The organism is Arthrobacter sp. D3-18 (assembly GCF_054408525.1).
Map to the genome: position 1 here is coordinate 2,152,909 of NZ_CP096440.1, position 17,440 is coordinate 2,170,348.

At 61.8% G+C, this 17,440-nt stretch carries 14 protein-coding genes; 10 read left to right on the forward strand and 4 right to left on the reverse strand.

Going from position 1 to position 17,440, the window contains the following annotated elements:
* Positions 1–97: 97 nt before the first annotated feature.
* The 6 genes from mihF to M1D89_RS12185 all read left to right on the forward strand — a co-directional run bounded on the left by mihF (position 98) and on the right by M1D89_RS12185 (position 6,166).
* Positions 98–424, forward strand: a complete 327-nt coding sequence (gene mihF / locus M1D89_RS12160) for an integration host factor, actinobacterial type (RefSeq protein WP_309075522.1) — start codon at positions 98–100, stop codon at positions 422–424.
* A 21-nt stretch (positions 425–445) separates the two neighbouring features.
* Positions 446–1,018 carry a guanylate kinase gene (gmk, locus tag M1D89_RS12165; RefSeq protein WP_011774946.1) on the forward strand — a complete coding sequence of 191 codons (573 nt, stop codon included), beginning with the start codon at positions 446–448 and terminating at the stop codon, positions 1,016–1,018.
* A gap of 39 nt (positions 1,019–1,057) precedes the next feature.
* Positions 1,058–1,318, forward strand: a complete 261-nt coding sequence (gene rpoZ / locus M1D89_RS12170; RefSeq protein WP_017197559.1) for a DNA-directed RNA polymerase subunit omega — start codon at positions 1,058–1,060, stop codon at positions 1,316–1,318.
* Positions 1,319–1,345: 27 nt separating this feature from the next.
* Positions 1,346–2,602, forward strand: a complete 1,257-nt coding sequence (coaBC, locus tag M1D89_RS12175; RefSeq protein ID WP_498650768.1) for a bifunctional phosphopantothenoylcysteine decarboxylase/phosphopantothenate--cysteine ligase CoaBC — start codon at positions 1,346–1,348, stop codon at positions 2,600–2,602.
* A gap of 76 nt (positions 2,603–2,678) precedes the next feature.
* Complete coding sequence (gene metK, locus M1D89_RS12180) at positions 2,679–3,908, forward strand: methionine adenosyltransferase (RefSeq protein ID WP_017197561.1); 1,230 nt, start codon at positions 2,679–2,681, stop codon at positions 3,906–3,908.
* Between the two features lie 161 nt (positions 3,909–4,069).
* On the forward strand, positions 4,070–6,166 hold the full coding sequence (locus tag M1D89_RS12185) for a primosomal protein N' (protein ID WP_498650769.1): 2,097 nt from the start codon (positions 4,070–4,072) through the stop codon (positions 6,164–6,166).
* 40 nt (positions 6,167–6,206) lie between these two features.
* On the opposite strand, the gene M1D89_RS12190 is transcribed toward M1D89_RS12185, so the two are convergent.
* The 4 genes from M1D89_RS12190 to M1D89_RS12205 are packed head-to-tail and all read right to left on the reverse strand — an operon-like array spanning position 6,207 to position 10,134.
* Complete coding sequence (locus M1D89_RS12190; RefSeq protein ID WP_498650770.1) at positions 6,207–7,289, reverse strand: glycosyltransferase family 4 protein; 1,083 nt, start codon at positions 7,287–7,289, stop codon at positions 6,207–6,209.
* Positions 7,286–8,230 (reverse strand): alpha/beta fold hydrolase, encoded by a 945-nt coding sequence (locus M1D89_RS12195; RefSeq protein WP_498650771.1) that lies wholly within the window; start codon positions 8,228–8,230, stop codon positions 7,286–7,288. The genes M1D89_RS12190 and M1D89_RS12195 overlap by 4 nt, the downstream gene beginning before the upstream one ends.
* Positions 8,231–8,240: 10 nt before the next feature.
* Positions 8,241–9,137, reverse strand: coding sequence for an aldo/keto reductase (locus tag M1D89_RS12200; RefSeq protein WP_498650772.1), 897 nt, complete (start codon positions 9,135–9,137; stop codon positions 8,241–8,243).
* A gap of 34 nt (positions 9,138–9,171) precedes the next feature.
* Entirely contained in the window at positions 9,172–10,134 is a 963-nt protein-coding gene (locus tag M1D89_RS12205; protein WP_178992641.1) for a sugar-binding transcriptional regulator, read from the reverse strand.
* Positions 10,135–10,256: 122 nt separating this feature from the next.
* Between M1D89_RS12205 and M1D89_RS12210 the strand changes: the two genes are divergently transcribed.
* The 4 genes from M1D89_RS12210 (at position 10,257) to leuS (ending at position 17,386) form a co-directional block, all read left to right on the forward strand.
* Positions 10,257–12,038 (forward strand): glycerol-3-phosphate dehydrogenase/oxidase, encoded by a 1,782-nt coding sequence (locus M1D89_RS12210; RefSeq protein ID WP_498650773.1) that lies wholly within the window; start codon positions 10,257–10,259, stop codon positions 12,036–12,038.
* Between the two features lie 169 nt (positions 12,039–12,207).
* Complete coding sequence (locus M1D89_RS12215; protein WP_498650774.1) at positions 12,208–12,960, forward strand: MIP/aquaporin family protein; 753 nt, start codon at positions 12,208–12,210, stop codon at positions 12,958–12,960.
* A gap of 81 nt (positions 12,961–13,041) precedes the next feature.
* Complete coding sequence (gene glpK, locus M1D89_RS12220; RefSeq protein WP_498650775.1) at positions 13,042–14,556, forward strand: glycerol kinase GlpK; 1,515 nt, start codon at positions 13,042–13,044, stop codon at positions 14,554–14,556.
* Positions 14,557–14,857: 301 nt separating this feature from the next.
* Entirely contained in the window at positions 14,858–17,386 is a 2,529-nt protein-coding gene (gene leuS, locus M1D89_RS12225; RefSeq protein WP_498650776.1) for a leucine--tRNA ligase, read from the forward strand.
* Positions 17,387–17,440 lie beyond the last annotated feature (54 nt).

A 17,440-nucleotide genomic window follows, 5' to 3' on the forward strand; every position in this document is an offset into this window, starting at 1 on the left:
CTTGGCTACCCTCATTGCGCAACGCGGCCCCTGCCGGTAGGTTCAGGATCAGTCCGCGTGATCTGGATCACAATCGCGATCTGACAGGGGTTTGGCAGTGGGCCTTAAAGAGCTGACACCGCAGGAGCGTTCCGACGCGCTTGAAAAGGCTGCCAAGGCGCGGGCCGTGCGTGCCGCTGCCAAGGAAAAGCTTAAGCGCGGCGAAGTGAGCGTGGCGGAGCTGATTTCTTCCGGCTCAACGGATGAAGCGATTGCGCGCATGCGGGTAGTGGAGTTGCTGGAGGCCCTGCCGGGCATCGGGCCCGTCAGGGCTGCCGGGATCATGGCGGAGATTGGTATTGCGGGATCCCGGCGCATCAGGGGCCTGGGAATTCATCAGGCCCGGGCGCTGGTAGATTTTATGGATACCCAGCAAAGCGTTTGACGCATCTCCCCGAAGGAATCCGTGAGCAAGAAACCCGGACTGACTGTCCTTGCAGGCCCCACTGCCGTTGGCAAGGGAACCGTATCCACCTACATCAGGGACAACTATCCGGAGGTTTGGCTCTCGGTCTCGGCAACCACCCGGGCTGCACGTCCGGGCGAAAAGGATGGCGTTCACTACTTCTTCAAATCCGCCGAGGAGTTCGACTCCCTGGTAGCTGAGGGTGAACTGCTGGAGTGGGCTGTTGTGCATGGCCAGAACCGCTATGGGACGCTCCGCAGTACCGTGGACGCGGCCATCGCCGACGGGAAGTCGGTGTTGCTGGAGATCGACCTCCAAGGCGCTCGGCAGGTCAAAGCTGCCGTTCCGGACGCGAATTTTGTGTTCCTGGCACCGCCCAGCTGGGACGAAATGGTCCGTCGCCTGGTGGGCCGTGGCACGGAAACTCCCGAGGAACAGCAGCGCAGGCTGGAAACCGCTAAACTGGAACTTGCTGCTGAACCGGAGTTTGACCACACCGTCATCAATGACGACGTTCGCCGGGCAGCGGACGAGCTTGTTTCACTCATGGGGCTTACCCCGCACCAGCGCTAAGCGCTTGCATTTGTTGGCCCGCTAAAATTTGGAGAATTCGTGTCCACGAACCTTGAAGGCATCATCAACCCGCCGATCGATTCGCTGCTTGAGGCTGCTGATTCCAAGTACGGCCTGGTCATCTTCGGCGCCAAGCGCGCCCGCCAGATCAATGCCTACTATGCACAGCTGCACGAGGGCCTGTTCGAGTACGTCGGCCCGCTGGTCGACACCAAGCTGAACGAGAAGTCGTTGTCCATCGCACTCCGCGAGATCAACGAAGGCCTTCTGGTTTCCACGCCGATCGAGCCCGCCGAATAACAAAGACTGCCTGTTGACGGAGGTCACGTGCGCATAGTCCTCGGAGTCGGGGGAGGGATCGCAGCCTACAAGGTTGCATCGCTCCTCCGGCTTTTTACTGAAGCCGGTCACAAGGTGACGGTCATCCCCACGGAAGCCGCAACCCGATTCGTCGGAGTGGCCACGTGGGAAGCCCTCTCCGGCAACCCCGTGAGCAACAGCGTCTTTGACGACGTTGAGAAGGTCAACCATGTCCGTTTGGGGCATAAGGCTGACCTGATCGTGGTTGCTCCTGCCACGGCGGACCTCCTGGCCAAAGCGGCAACCGGACAAGCCGGCGACCTCCTCACCAACACGCTCCTCATGGCCCATGGGCCGGTTCTGTTCGCTCCCGCGATGCACACCGAGATGTGGCAGCATGCCGCCACCCAAGCCAATGTTGAGACGTTGCGCAGCCGTGGCGTCACGGTGCTCGAGCCTGCCTCGGGTCGCCTGACGGGTACTGACTCCGGTCCAGGCCGTTTGCCCGAGCCCGAAGCGATCTTTGCTGCTGCCATGGCGCTGGCCGAGGCCTCGGTGGATGGTGCAGCGAAGGCCGAACCTGCCACGCACGCATCCTTGGCAGGCCGTACCGTCACCATTTCCGCAGGCGGGACCAGGGAAGCGCTGGATCCTGTCCGCTTCCTGGGTAACCGGTCCTCGGGAAAGCAGGGGGTCGCCCTGGCTGCTGCAGCCCTGGCTGCCGGGGCAACTGTGAGATTCCTCGCAGCACACATGGACGTCGAGCCGCCTGCGGGCGTCGAGCTTGTCCGCGTCGAATCAGCTTTGGAACTGCGCGACGCTGCGCTGAAAGCGACGGCGGACTCCGACGTCGTCATTATGGCCGCTGCCGTGGCTGATTTCCGTCCGGCAGAGGTGTCGGACACCAAGATCAAGAAGGTCGACGGCGAGGATGCGCCTGTTGTGCGGTTGATCCGCAACCCGGACATCCTGCATGAGCTCGTGGAGCGCCGCAACGCCGAGGGCGGCCAGCAGCTGATTGTTGGCTTCGCGGCCGAAACGGGCGACGCCCAAGGCGATGTCCTGGAACATGCAGCGGCCAAGCTCAAGCGCAAGGGCTGTGACCTGCTGGTGGTTAATCAGGTGGGCAGCGGCCGGGTGTTCGGCCAGGATGACAATTCCGTGGTTATCCTCTCCGGTCATGGAGCCGAACCTCAGTCGGCCGCCGGCTCCAAAGCCGACGTCGCCGCCGCCGTGATTGATCGCGTGGGCGCCGAGCTTACGCGGGTCTTCCCGGCTTTGTAACTGAGCCCACACCCGAATTCTTAGCAAAGGGACACGCGGCAGATGCTGCCGTCCCGCAACCCAGTAAGGTGGACGAGTGACTTTACCGCTGCACCATGAACACCATGGCACCCCGTCCAAGCTCCGGCTCTTCACTTCCGAGTCGGTCACTGAAGGGCACCCGGACAAGATCTGTGACCAAATCAGCGATGCCATCCTGGATGCGCTGCTAGCCGCTGATCCTGAATCCCGCGTGGCCGTTGAAACCATGGCCACCACCGGCCTGGTGCACGTGGCGGGTGAGGTCACGACTGACGCTTATGTGGAAATTCCGCAGATTGTCCGCGAGACCATCCTTGGCATCGGATACGACTCCTCCGCCAACGGCTTTGACGGTGCCCGCTGTGGCGTGTCGGTTTCAATAGGCCAGCAGTCCAACGACATCGCCGGTGGCGTGTTCAACTCACTCGAGGCCCGTGAAGGCCGCCAGGAGGACGACTACGACCTCCAGGGTGCAGGCGATCAGGGCATTATGTTCGGTTATGCCAGCGATGAGACGGCGTCCTATATGCCCACTCCCATCTGGTTGGCCCACCGTTTGTCTGAACGCCTCACCGAAGTCCGCAAGAATGGCGAGCTGGCCTACCTCCGCCCGGACGGCAAGACCCAGGTCACGGTAGGGTACGACGGCGACCGGCCGGTTTCCGTGGAAACCGTGGTCATCTCCAGCCAGCACGCAGAAGAAGCAAGCCTCGAACAGCTTCGTGCGGACCTCGCCAGCTACGTGATCGACCCCGTGATGTCGGCGTCCAACTTGGACATTGCCCGCACGGCGAACATCCTCAATCCTGCCGGCGCCTTCGTTATCGGCGGCCCGGTAGGCGACGCTGGCCTCACCGGCCGCAAGATCATCGTGGACACCTACGGTGGATTCTCCCGCCACGGCGGTGGCGCCTTCTCCGGCAAGGATCCGTCCAAGGTGGACCGCTCGGCCGCCTATGCCATGCGCTGGGTTGCCAAGAACGTGGTGGCCGCGGGACTGGCCAAGCGCGCTGAGATTCAGATTGCCTACGCCATCGGCCAGGCGCGCCCTGTTGGAACATACGTTGAGACTTTCGGCACCGAAACTGTTGACCCGGCGCGCATCAGCGAGGCCATCGACGAACTGTTCGACCTCCGTCCCCGCGCCATCATTGATGCCCTTGACCTCAAGCGGCCCATTTACACCAAGACGGCGGCGCACGGTCACTTCGGTCGCGACGAACCCGATTTCACGTGGGAACGCCTGGACCGGGTGGCCGACCTGAAGGAATACTTCAACGCCTGATCTGTTTTGTCTTTGGCCACTGTTTTTGTCGGTGGCCCGTGATTGGCTGGTGCCAGAGAGATGCCCGCAGCGGGTCGATCCCGCTGTGGGCATCCTGCGTTGAGGGTGTGTAGAAGCGTTCCCTTGGAATGAGCTTGTGCAATGACTGGGAGGTGACGAGCATGACAGGACACGAGGCCCAACCGTCCTTGCTTCAACCTTCGCTGCTTCAAGGATTTCCGGATAGGGTACCGGTCAACGGACCGCCCCTGGCGTCGGAGAATCCGGTGGCACGTGTGGTGCTGGAGTCATCCGTGCCGCACCTCGACAGGCCCTTTGACTACAGTGTTCCCGCCGAGCTCGCCGAAACTGCGGTCCCCGGTGTCCGCGTGAAGGTGAAGTTCAACGGCCAGGAACTGAATGGGTACATTGCTCAGCGCCGCGCGGATTCCGACGCGGCCCACCCGCTGATTCCGCTCCATAAACTCGTTTCCCCCGTAGCGGTCCTGACTCCTGTCACTATGGAGCTTGCCGGGACTGTCGCTGCCCGTTACGCCGGGACGTTGAGCGATGTCCTCAGAACGGCTATCCCCCCACGGGTAGCGAAGGTGGAGAAGGAACTGTTGGCTGGCGATTTTGATGCCGACATAGTGGACCTGAAGCCGGCCACGGATGCCCATGCCTGGGGGGCCTATACGAACGGGGCGGCTTACCTGCAGCACCTGGCCAGCGGGGGTTCGCCCAAAGCCGTCCTCACTGCTCTTCAGGGTTTCGGACCTGATGGTTGGCCGGCCCTCGTGGCGTCTGCTGTGGCTACTGTGCGGGCTTCCGGGCGCGGCGCAGTGGTGGTGGTACCGGATTATCGGGATCTTGAGCAGTTGGAGACCGCGCTGGCCAAGGTCCTGCCGACGTCCGACGTTGCGCGTCTAACGGCAGATGACGGACAAACCCCCCGTTACAGGAATTTCCTGCGGCTTCTGAGCGGTGCCGCAGGAGTTGCTATCGGCACCCGCTCGGCGGCATATGCTCCTGTGCGCGACCTTGGGCTGGTGGTGTGCTGGGACGACGGCGACGACCTTCACATCGAGCAGAGGGCTCCCTATGCACACAGCAGGGAGGTCCTTCTGCTTCGGGCCGAGCAGGAGAATGCCGCCTGCCTTATGGCGTCCCATAGCCGCAGCACCGAACTTCAACGCCTCGTTGAGATGCAGTGGGCGGTGCCCATTGAAGCGCCGCGCACCATTGTCCGCGCCACAGTGCCCAGAGTTCTGAACACGGCTGACAGTTTCGAGCAAGAACGTGATCCGCTGGCCCGCATTGCCCGTTTGCCCGGTGCGGCGTGGCGGGCGGCCAAGGAGGGCCTGGAACGCGGGCCTGTCCTGGTTCAGGTGGCCAGGGCCGGGTACGCCCCGTCCTTGGTGTGCGAGACGTGCCGGGAACTGGCACGCTGCAACGCCTGCCAGGGCCCCCTGGCCGTGTCCAGCAGTTCCGCCATGCCGGCATGCCGGTGGTGCTCCACCCCGGCTCCTCAATGGCGTTGCACCCACTGCAGTGGGACAAAGCTGCGCCGTGGAGCGGCTGGAGTCATGCGGACTGCAGAGGAGCTGGGGCGGGCCTTCCCCGGCAAGGCCGTGGTGACGTCCTCCGGCGAACACATCAAGGCAACAGTCCCGGATGCTCCCGCGCTGGTTGTCGCTACGGTGGGTGCCGAACCGGTTGCGGCAAACGGTTATGCGGCTGCCCTGCTGCTGGACGGCAACTCGCTGCTCCGGCGGGAGAACCTGCGTGCAGGGGAGGACACTGTTCGCCGGTGGTTCAATGCCGCCTCCCTCGTGAAGCCGGCAGGCCAAGGTGGCCTCGTGGTGATTACCGCGGACGATACCGCTGCGACCGGGGCACTATTGAGGTGGGACGCTTCCGGCTACGCATCACGCGAACTGGCCCTTCGGAAGGAACTCCAGCTGCCCCCAGCGGTCAGGGTGGCTTCCGTGACCGGCGCAAGGGCCGACGTCGTGCATTTCAGTGACGCGCTGGAAGCGAACGCCGAGCTGGCATCGGCTGCGAAACTTCGCAAAGCCGGACCTGCGCCCGTGCAGCTGTTCGGCGGTGCCCAGTCGTCAGCTGCTGAGACCGATGCAGAGGTAAGGACGCTCTACTTCATTCCCTACGCTGAGGCCGCGGAGACCACGCGTGCCATGCGGGCCGTGAAGGTGGCAAGCGCCGCCAAACGAACGTCGGGCCCGGTGCAGCTGCGCCTGGATGGGGTTGACGTCCTCTAAGCCTGGTTTGACGTCCTCTAATCCTGCCTGGAGCCCGCGGCTACGCCTTTGGTTGGCGCCGGGCCACGACTTCTTCCGCCGCAGCCAAGAGCTGCCGTGCAGACTCGTCCCAGTTGAATTCTGCAGCGCGTTCTACTGATTTGCGGGAGCGTTGCTGCCAGAGTGCGTCGTCGGCAAGGGCTGTGACAGCGCCCGCGAATTCTGTGGGCGATTCGGGGTGTACGTAACTGACGGCGTCGCCGCCCACCTCACGGAAAATCGGAATATCGCTTGCGATAACAGGGGTACCCAAGGCCATGGCCTCCACCAGCGGCAAGCCGTATCCCTCGGCGCGTGACAGGCTGATGAGCGCCGTTGCTTTCATGAGGAGGGCGTCGTACTCGGCGTCAGTGACACCGTTGTGGAACAGGACTTTGGCTCCGTCGGGGACCAACGCCTCCAACTCAGCTTTGCGCTCAGGGCTAATCCGGCTGAGCAAATGCAACGTGTAATCGTGTAGTCCGGACATGCCCCGGATCATGGTTTCCACGTTCTTGTAGGGCATGAACGAACCCATGTAGAGGAGGGACTTGTCTGCACCGGCTTCAGGATCGCGGGGCGTTTGGCCGGGTTGGGGTGCGTTGCCCACAATGCGCACTGGACGCTTGGTGAGTTTGTACTTGGCCATAAGGGCTTCAGTCGTGCGGCTGATGGTAGCCACGATGTCTGCGCGGTTAAGGAGGACACGCTGCGGCCAGAACGCCTTGTGGTAAAGCCGCCATAGAAGGCGCACAGGGGCTGGCAGGAAGCCCGGGGGAGTCGGGTGCTCATAGTAAATGAGGTCGTGAAGGGTAAGCACCAGTCCATAGCGGCGGCCCAAGGTGCCCATGGTTTGCATGGGACACACCACCACGTCAGCACCAAGGGGGTTGACCTTGCGGGCAACAAACAATTCCAGGGGAGACAGTGGGCTGTTGATCATCACGAACGGGACGTCCGGCAGAAGTGCCAGTTGGCGCTTGTCGCTGATGAGCATGGTGACATCGGCGATTTTGGATGTTGCGGCTATGAGGCTGGAACCGTAGCGGCTAATGCCATCGTGATGGTCCGTTCGGGTAAAGCGGGCGTCGATGACAATTTTCACGCGGGATGTTCCTCCAGGAAGGTACGGATTGCTTCAGCGGCCGGAACCGGCGTCTCATAGTGGATGAGATGCCCGACGTCGGCAATCACTTCCAGTTTGGCGTCAGGTAGTCGCTTCATGAGTTTGTGTTGGTTGGGAAGAGTGGCGATCTCATCTTTTTCGCCGGCGATCAGCAGCACGGGAAGTGTTAGTTTCCCGGCGACTTCGGCCACGTTGCCCGAAACGGAGGCCTTGAACGATTCGAGCAGGCTTTTTCTGTCAGCGAAGGCACTGAAATAGGAATCATGCTGGCCGTGGATGAAACGGCGCAGGGCTTTGTCCTTGGTTTTGGCCATGGTGATGCTCATGATGCGAACGATCACGCGATTCCGAAGGACCGCTAGTCCAAGCTGGCGGGGAAGCTTGGCAGACGTCTGGTAGTACAGCACCGCGAGCTTGGTCATGATGCCTTTGGGGCCCTCCAACGCGGGCGCAGCAATGGGGTTGATCAGGATCAAGGGGTAGATGGCTCCGGGATTCGCGGCGGCGAAGTGGCTGGCGACAATTGAGCCGAAGGAGTGGCCCAGCAGCACAGTCTCGTCATTTAAGTCGAGCGCGGCCATAAAACCGGAGATGAACTTTCCATAGCGCTGAACGCTGTGTTCATCCTGGACGAAGGGCTCCGAGCTTCCGAAGGCCGGCAAGTCCGGCATGATGATCCGCATCTCGGGAAGTTGGTCGGCTACGCGCAATAACCCGTGGTGGTCACCCCGGAAGCCATGGATCACCAGGATGGTGCGAGTCATGGGAGTGCGGGTGACCGGTTCATAGGTCCAGTACGCTACCTTGCTGCCATCTACCTCAACGTCCGAGGCATGGGTCCGCCCCGGCAAGGATTCGCTGAAGAATTCGCTGGGGGCCTGCGCACCCTGCGGGGAGTGCGCGGTGTCCACGTTGTCCATTCGTCTATTCCTAGTTCACATTGTCCGGGTGGGACCCGGTCCGGTGGTGGCGTTCCAGGGCGGCTATGCCGTCCATATCCGCTGCGTCCAATTCGAAGTCGAAGACAGCGATGTTTTCCTTGATTCGTCCCGCTGAGCTTGCCTTGGGAATGACCAGGTTGCCCAGCTGAAGATGCCACCGCAGAATAACCTGAGCTGGAGTCCTGACGTACTTTTCTGATAGCGAGGCGATTGCAGGGTCCGCCAGGACCTGCCCGCGGCCGAGGGGGCTCCACGCCTCGGTACGGATTCCCAGTTGCTCATGCAGTGTCCGCAATTTGGTCTGCTGCAACCAGGGGTGCAGTTCTATCTGGTTCACTGCCGGAACAACCTCTGCCTTTTGCATGAGCTCCTCCAGGTGTCCGGGCTGGAAATTGGAAACACCTATGGCCCGGATTTTGCCCTCCCTGTAGAGGGTTTCCATGGCTTTGTAGCTTTCCACGAACAATCCCCGGCCTGCACACGGCCAATGGATGAGGTAGAGGTCCACGTAATCAAGTCCAAGGTTCGCCATGGACGTGTCGAAGGCCCGTAATGTCGCATCGTAGCCCTGATCATCGTTCCAGACCTTGGTGGTAACGAAGAGGTCTTCGCGTGCCAGCGTGTGTACCGACTCGCCGGAGCCACCGGTACCTCTGTTGGCTTCCGCGGCGTCACCGATGGCACCGCCGAGAGCGCGGCCCACCCCGACTTCGTTGCCGTACATCGCGGCAGTATCAAACCGGCGGTAGCCCTCACCCAAAGCGGTGGCAACCAAGGCTTCTGCGTCTTTGGCGGGAACTTTATAGAGTCCGTATCCCATGCGATCCATCTGTACGCCGTTGTTTAGTGCCAGCCTGTTCGATGTCAGCTTGGATGGGGATCTCATAGCAACGACTCTACCCATTCCTTGCACGATTGCTTCAGGAATGGCCATTGAAACTCACCAGGCGTCGGGCTGAGGCTTCGTCCAGAATGAGGTCCGTCGCCAGCCCGGCTGCCAGGGCTCCTTGGAGGCCATTGATCTTGGACGCCCCGGAGACCACGCAGATCCGTCGCCTGACTTGCCGCAATTGTTCATGGCTGGGACCGGTTGACCTTTCATTCAAGGTGATGCCGTCAGAGGAACCATCACTCCGGAAGAAGACCGTGGCTACGTCGCCCACCACATCGTCGGCGGCCAACATTGTGAGGTCGTGTTCATCAAGGTAACCACCGGCATAGACATGGCTCGGGTAGTCCGAATCCACGGATCCGACGCCGAAAATAGCGATGCTCATCCGTGCTTGCAGGTCCAGGATGCGTTGAACGCTTCGCTCATTCCACATGGCGGTCTTCGTGGAGGCATGATCAAAAAACGCCGGAACAGGGAACTGTTCCACGCGGGCACCGTAGGCACTGCCGAAGCGGCGCATGATGTCACTGGCATAAGTAATGCCGGTGGTTTGCATGTTGCCGGCACCGTTGAGCTGGACCACGATGCTGTCGTGGGTCACCTTACGCGTGAGGTGCCTGCTGACCGCGCTGAGCGTCGCACCCCAGGCCACTCCGATGATGGCATTCGAGTCCACCAAAGGTCCGATTGTCCGTGCAGCCTGCATGGCTACGCGGTCCAGGGTCTCTGCTTCGTTGAGCGTGTCCAGTACTGGAACCACGTGAACATCCACGCCGTATTGGTTCCGGATCTGGCTTTCCAGCTCAGGGCCGGTATCGAAAGGGCTTCGAATCTGGACCTGAACCAGCCCTGTTTCCCTCGCCGAAGACAACAGCCTGGACACCGTGGACCTGGATGTCCTCAGCTCCCGGGCAATCGCATCCATGGTCAGGTCCTGCAGGTAGTACATCTGTGCAGCCCGAAGCGCATCCGAGTGACGTGATCGTCCCATCTCATTTCCTTACTGCACGTTTGTGCAAATAGCTTGACTCCATTTTCCACCTTCGCCAGATTAGTGGTGAACGGTGCAGCAGCGAGTGGCGCGGCGCACGAACCAAGCCCAAGGGAGCAGTTTTGGGACACAACAGGATTTCCGGTACCTCACAGCACACACAGCGCGACTCCGTCGTCGCACTGCAGGAGCGGCCTTCGGCCAAGGTACTCATCGTCGGCGGTGGCATCAATGGTGTCGGAACGTTCCGCGATCTCGCCCTCCAAGGTGTCGACGTCGCACTTGTTGAACGCGGTGACTACTGCCAAGGCGCCAGTGGCGCCTCCTCCCACATGATCCATGGCGGCATCCGCTACCTCGAAAACGGCGAATTCCGCCTGGTCCAGGAATCCGTGGTGGAACGCAACAGGCTCCTGCGGATCGCGCCGCACTACGTGAAGCCACTGCAGACCACCATCCCGATCTTCAGTACTTTTTCCGGCATCATGTCAGCACCCATGCGCTTCCTCACCCACAAGCAAGGCAAGCCCAAGGAACGCGGCGCTTTCCTGATTAAGGTTGGCCTGAGCATGTACGACTTCTTCTCCCGCGATGGCGGCAGCGTACCCCGCCACCAGTTCCGTGGCCGGACCAAGGCCCTGGCCGAGCTTCCCAAACTCCACTCCGGTATCAAGTACGCGGCTACGTACTTTGACGCTTCGGTTCACAACCCGGAGCGTCTGACCCTCGACGTCTTGCAGGATGGCGAGAAAGCCGGCCGCGGCGGGGGACTCCCGGGAGGCAGTGCCCGCGCCAGCAACTACGTCTCGCTCGTATCCATGGGATCGGATGGAGTCCGGCTCCGTGACGAACTGACCGGCAAGGAATTCGACTTCCAAGCCGACGTCATCGTGAACACCACGGGCGCGTGGGTGGACCTCACCAACCAGGCCATGGGCGCCGTGAGCAAGTTCATGGGCGGCACTAAGGGATCGCACATCGTCCTGGACCACCCCGAACTGCTCGCAGCGTGCAACGGCCGCGAAATCTTCTTCGAACACACGGATGGCCGCATCGTACTGATCTACCCCATGGGGGACCGGGTACTGGTGGGCACCACGGACGTGGACGCTGACATGTCCGAAGACGCCGTGTGCACGGAAGAAGAAATCGACTACTTCTTCGACCTCGTAGGCCACGTGTTCCCCACTATCAAGGTGCAGCGCGAACAGATCGTCTACAGTTTTGCCGGCGTCCGTCCGTTGCCCCGCCACGACGAAAAGCAGCCGGGATTCGTCTCACGCGACTATCGCATTGAACGCAGCGTCCGCACTGGCAGCGACTCCGTCGCAACCCCAGGCGGTAAGGCCGCCGTCGTCCTCAGCTTGGTGGGTGGCAAGTGGACCACATTCCGCGCCCTGGCTGAGCACATGACCAATGATGTCCTCCGCGAGTTGGGCATGGAACGCAAAGTCTCGACGGCGAAACTCGCCATCGGCGGCGGCGCAGGCTTCCCTGCCACTGAACAAGGCGAGCAGGAATGGATCAAGAAGCACATGGGGCCTGGCCTGGATGCAGACCGCGTGGCCGTGCTGCTGACCCGGTACGGAACGCGTGCAGATGCAGTCATCGATTACCTGAACGCCGGACACGACGCGCCGTTGCGCTCCACTCGTGAACTGAGCGTCCGGGAGCTGGCATTCATGGCCGAGCACGAGCAGATCGGGCACCTGGTGGACGTCCTCATCCGCAGGACGTCGCTCGCGTTCCGCGGCCTCGTTACCGGGGAGTTGCTCAATGAGATAGCAGCAGCGTTGGCCGAGCCGCTCGGTTGGGATGCTACTGCCCGCGAAGCAGAAATCCGCCACGCCCAAGAAGTACTGCAACGGTTCCACAAGGTTGACGTGCACAGTCTCGTAGCCTGACACCAAGCAGCGGAAACAGCTTGACCGTCCCAATGTGCGGCAGGGGCGGAATGGGGTAGGTGGGCCCGCCAGGGGACCACCACACCGGGACGGTTCCGGAGACAACGGAACCGTCCCAACAGCCTCTTCACCCGCGAGGAGGCTGACAACAGAAAATGAGGAGTCAAAGATGTCTCTTGGAATTGTTTTCCTTTCCGAAGTATTCGGAACCATGATGCTGACCCTGCTGGGTTGTGGCGTTGTGGCAAACGTTGCGCTCAAAGGCACCAAGGGCAACAACGGTGGATTCTTGATGGTGACGTGGGGCTGGGGTATTGCGGTCTTCGCGGGCGTTTTCGTGGCCGCAAAGTCCGGTGCGCACCTTAACCCGGCCGTCACCTTGGGCCTGCTGGTCAACGGCAAAGCAGAATACGCCCCCGGCGTTCCCGTGGATTTCGCCTCCACGTTGACGTACTTCGGTGCTGAACTGCTCGGCGCTTTCCTGGGTGCTGTTGTTTGCTGGCTCGCCTACAAGCAGCACTTCGATGAAGAGCCTCTTGCAGCGAACAAGCTGGGCACCTTCTCCACCGGGCCGGCCATCCGCTCTACACCGTGGAACCTCATCACGGAAATCATCGGCACGTTCGTCCTGGTCTTCGTCATCCTGACCTTTGGCGGCACCCCCTCGGGCCTCGGTCCGCTGGCCGTGGCACTGCTCGTTGTTGGTATCGGCGTCTCCCTCGGTGGCCCTACCGGTTACGCCATCAACCCTGCCCGTGACCTCGGTCCCCGCATCGCCCACGCTCTCCTCCCCATCAAGGGCAAGGGCACCAGCGACTGGGCCTACTCCTGGATCCCCGTCGTCGGACCGTTGGTTGGCGGCGCGCTGGCAGGCCTCGTAGCCATCTGGGTACCGGACATCATGCCGGCAATCGCCGGCTAGTTCTGCGCGACCTCGCATCACCTCTCCGCACGTTGTAGATAAACCACTTGAGTACCTAACAACAAAGACAAGGACGTCACCATGAATCAATACGTCATCGCCATCGACCAAGGCACCACGAGCTCACGCGCCATCGTTTTCGACCACACGGGCAACATCGTGTCCACTGGCCAGATGGAGCACGAGCAGATCTTCCCGCAGGCTGGTTGGGTGGAGCACAACCCCGCCGAAATCTGGAACAACACCCGGGAAGTCATCGCCTCCGCACTGTCCAAGGCGAACCTGACACGCCACGACATCGCCGCCGTCGGCATCACCAACCAGCGCGAAACCGCTGTGGTCTGGGACAAGACCACCGGCGAGGCCGTTTACAACGCCATCGTCTGGCAGGACACCCGAACCCAGCCCATCGTGGATGAACTGGCCCAGGACGGAGGAGTGGAGCGCTTCAAACAGAAGGTCGGCCTGCCTTTGGCCACGTACTTCTCGGGAACCAAGATCAAATGGATCCTGGACAACGTGGATGGTGCGCGCGAACGTGCTGAAGCCGGCGACCTCCTGTTCGGCAACACCGATGCCTGGGTTCTCTGGAACCTGACCGGCGGTGTTGACGGTGGCGTGCACGTCACCGACGTCACCAACGCTTCCAGGACGCTGTTCATGGACCTCGAAACGCTGCAGTGGGACCAGGAGATCCTGGACGTCTTCGGTGTCCCGGCCTCCATGATGCCTGCCATCAAGTCCTCCTCCGAGGTATACGGCCACGTCCACACCTCCCAGTTGCTCCGCGAAACGCCGGTAGCCGGCATCCTCGGAGACCAGCAGGCAGCAACCTTCGGACAGGCCGCTTTCCAGCCTGGGGAAGCCAAAAACACGTACGGCACGGGCTGCTTCCTGATCTTCAACACTGGCGAAGAGATTGTTCACTCCAAGAACGGCCTGCTCACCACCCTTGGGTACAAACTGGGCGACGCCAAGCCGCACTACGCCCTCGAAGGCTCCATCGCCGTCACCGGGTCCCTGATTCAGTGGCTCCGCGACAACCTGGGCATGATCAGCTCCGCACCTGAGGTAGAGGATCTGGCCGCCGGTGTTAAGGACAATGGCGGCGTCTACATCGTGCCGGCCTTCTCCGGGCTGTTCGCACCGTATTGGCGTGCAGACGCACGCGGCGCCATCGTCGGACTCACCCGCTTCGCCAACAAAGGCCACATTGCCCGCGCAGCACTGGAAGCAACTGCATTCCAGACGCGTGAAGTACTCGACGCCGTCAACGCCGACTCGGGAGTTCCGCTCACCGAATTGAAGGTCGACGGCGGCATGGTGGCCAACGAGGCACTCATGCAGTTCCAGGCTGACATCCTGGGCGTACCTGTAGTCCGTCCGAAGGTGGTGGAAACCACGGCCCTCGGTGCTGCCTACGCGGCCGGCCTCGCCGTCGGCTTCTGGAAAGACCTCGGCGAGCTCAGCGCAAACTGGAACGAAGACAAGCGCTGGGAGCCGCAGCTTCCGGCAGAGGAGCAGGAGCGTCAGCTGCGGCTCTGGAAGAAGGCCGTAACCAAATCCATGGATTGGGTCGACGAAGACGTTAAGTAGTCTGACCTGACGTTGATGGCAGCCGCGCCTGCCCCGCCCGCTTCGCGGTGCCCACCACACCCGGGCGAGGCGCGGCTGCCATCAACTCAATCGTCAGCTCCATAAGCCGTTCGTTGCGACTGGAGCGTTTGATCGTGCGCTATTGTAGATCTATGCGTGCGATCCTTCTGCTTAGCTAGCCGCTCGGCTTTCAATAGCCGTGCGGCCGCCCCTCCATTGTTGAGGGGCTTTTGTGTGTCCGGGACTTTCCGGTGCCATAGCAGGAGTCAAAACCGCCATCGAAGAACAGAAGAGGGCAGCAGTGAGCGTTCAGCCGGAGACAGAGACCGGAACAGCACAAACAGCCGCAGCCGAAGCGCCCGAAGAAGGCGTCTACAGCTTCGCTGCGATGGAAGCCAAGTGGCCGCAGGTCTGGGAGGACCTCAAAGTCTTCACGCCTGCCGACGACGGTTCGCGGGAACGCCGCTACGTGCTGGACATGTTCCCGTACCCCTCCGGCGACCTCCACATGGGCCACGCCGAAGCCTTCGCGATGGGTGACGTCGTGGCACGTTACCTTCGCCAGAAGGGCTTCGACGTCCTGCACCCCATCGGCTGGGACTCCTTCGGACTTCCTGCTGAAAACGCTGCAATCAAGCGCAACGCCCACCCCAGTGAGTGGACATACGCCAACATTGACACCCAGGCGGCGTCCTTCAAGCGCTACGCGATCTCCGCCGACTGGTCCCGCCGCCTCCACACCTCCGACCCGGAGTACTATCGGTGGACTCAGTGGCTGTTCAAGCGCTTCTACGAGCGCGGCCTGGCGTACCGCAAGGACTCGCCCGTCAACTGGTGCCCCAAGGACCTCACCGTGCTGGCCAACGAACAGGTCGTCAATGGCGCTTGTGAACGTTGCGGCACGCCTGTTACCAAGAAGTCCCTGAACCAGTGGTACTTCAAGATCACGGACTACGCCGATCGTCTTCTTGAGGACATGAACCAACTGCAGGGTCACTGGCCCGAGCGCGTTCTGGCCATGCAACGCAACTGGATTGGCCGCTCTGAAGGCGCCCACGTGCGTTTTGTCATCGAAGCCACGGATGACCGTGCCGAGCGCGAAGTCACCGTGTTCACCACCCGGCCTGACACCCTCTACGGTGCAACGTTCTTCGTCGTTGCAGCGGACGCTCACCTGGCACTGGATTTGGTGACCCCGGAACAGCACGACGAACTCATGGCCTACCGCGAAAAGGTCAAGGCGCTCTCGGAGATCGAGCGCCAGTCCACCGAACGCGAGAAGACCGGCGTCTTCACAGGACGCTACGCCATCAACCCGCTCAACGGGGAAAAGCTCCCGGTGTGGGCCGCGGACTACGTCCTGGCCGATTACGGTACGGGTGCCATCATGGCCGTGCCGGCGCATGACCAGCGCGACCTCGACTTCGCCAAGACCTTTGGACTGCCCGTCCGTGCAGTATTGGATACCGGTGACGAAGATCCCGCGGAGACTGGCGTTGCCACTGCAGGTGAAGGCACGCTCAAGAACTCGGGTGAGTTGGACGGCCTGTCCAAATCCGAAGGCATTCCTGCGGCAATTGACATTCTCGAGAAGCTGGGAACAGGCGAAAAATTCGTCAACTTCCGTTTGCGTGACTGGCTGCTGAGCCGCCAGCGCTTCTGGGGCACGCCCATCCCCATCATCCACTGTGGCGAGTGTGGCGAAGTGCCCGTTCCAGATGATCAGCTGCCGGTCAGGTTGCCCGACAACCTGCGCGGTGAGGCGTTGTCGCCGAAGGGGACCTCCCCGCTGGCCGCCGCCGTCGAGTGGGTCAACGTTGAATGCCCCAACTGTGGCCGTGCAGCGCAGCGTGATACTGACACCATGGATACGTTCGTGGACTCGTCCTGGTACTTCCTGCGGTTCGTATCGCCGGATTACACCGAAGGCCCGTTCGATCCCGAAAAGATCAACAACTGGATGCCCGTCGGCCAGTACGTGGGCGGCGTTGAACACGCCATCCTGCACCTGCTGTACGCCCGTTTCTTCACCAAGGTCATCAAGGACATTGGCCTGATCGACGCCAACGAGCCGTTCTCCGCGCTGCTTAACCAGGGCCAAGTGCTCAACGGCGGCAAGGCCATGAGCAAGTCGCTCGGGAATGGCGTGGATTTGGGCGAGCAATTGGACAAGTTCGGTGTCGACGCCGTTCGCCTCACCATGGTCTTCGCCTCCCCACCTGAGGACGACGTCGACTGGGCGGACGTTTCGCCGTCGGGTTCGGCCAAGTTCCTGGCTCGCGCCTGGCGCCTGGGCCAGGACGTCAGCGGCGTACCGGGCGCTGATCCGGCTACTGGTGACCGTGCCCTGCGCACTGTGACACATAAGACCATCGCCGACGCCGCTGAACTGCTGGACAACAACAAGTTCAACGTCGTGGTTGCGCGCCTCATGGAGTTGGTCAACGCCACCCGTAAGACCATCGACTCGGGTGCAGGCGCCGCAGATCCGGCCGTTCGTGAAGCGGTGGAAGCCGTTGCCGTGATCCTGAGCCTCTTTGCGCCCTACACGGCCGAAGACCTTTGGAACACGCTCGGCCACCCTGCTTCCGTTGCGAATGCAGGCTGGCCGAAGCATGACGATGCATTGCTGGTGCAGGACACCGTCACCGCCGTGGTCCAGGTACAGGGCAAGGTTCGGGACCGTCTCGAGGTTTCGCCTGACATCACCGAGGACGCGCTGCGTGAGCTCGCCTTGGCATCGGAAAATGTCCAGCGTGCCTTGGACGGCCGCGGCATCCGCACCGTCATCGTACGGGCACCTAAACTGGTGAACATCGTTCCTGCCTAGCAGGGATAGTGCGGCCGCCGGCATTCTGCCGGCGGCCAGCCATCATCTTTGGAG

Excerpts from the sequence above, each read along its gene's own strand:
- M1D89_RS12195 (WP_498650771.1), bottom strand. The coding sequence starts at position 8,230 with ATGGACAACGTGGACACCGCGCACTCCCCGCAGGGTGCGCAGGCCCCC.
- M1D89_RS12205 (WP_178992641.1), bottom strand. The coding sequence starts at position 10,134 with ATGGGACGATCACGTCACTCGGATGCGCTTCGGGCTGCACAGATGTAC.
- M1D89_RS12215 (WP_498650774.1), top strand. The coding sequence starts at position 12,208 with ATGTCTCTTGGAATTGTTTTCCTTTCCGAAGTATTCGGAACCATGATG.
- M1D89_RS12185 (WP_498650769.1), top strand. The coding sequence starts at position 4,070 with ATGACAGGACACGAGGCCCAACCGTCCTTGCTTCAACCTTCGCTGCTT.
- M1D89_RS12200 (WP_498650772.1), bottom strand. The coding sequence starts at position 9,137 with ATGAGATCCCCATCCAAGCTGACATCGAACAGGCTGGCACTAAACAAC.
- glpK (WP_498650775.1), top strand. The coding sequence starts at position 13,042 with ATGAATCAATACGTCATCGCCATCGACCAAGGCACCACGAGCTCACGC.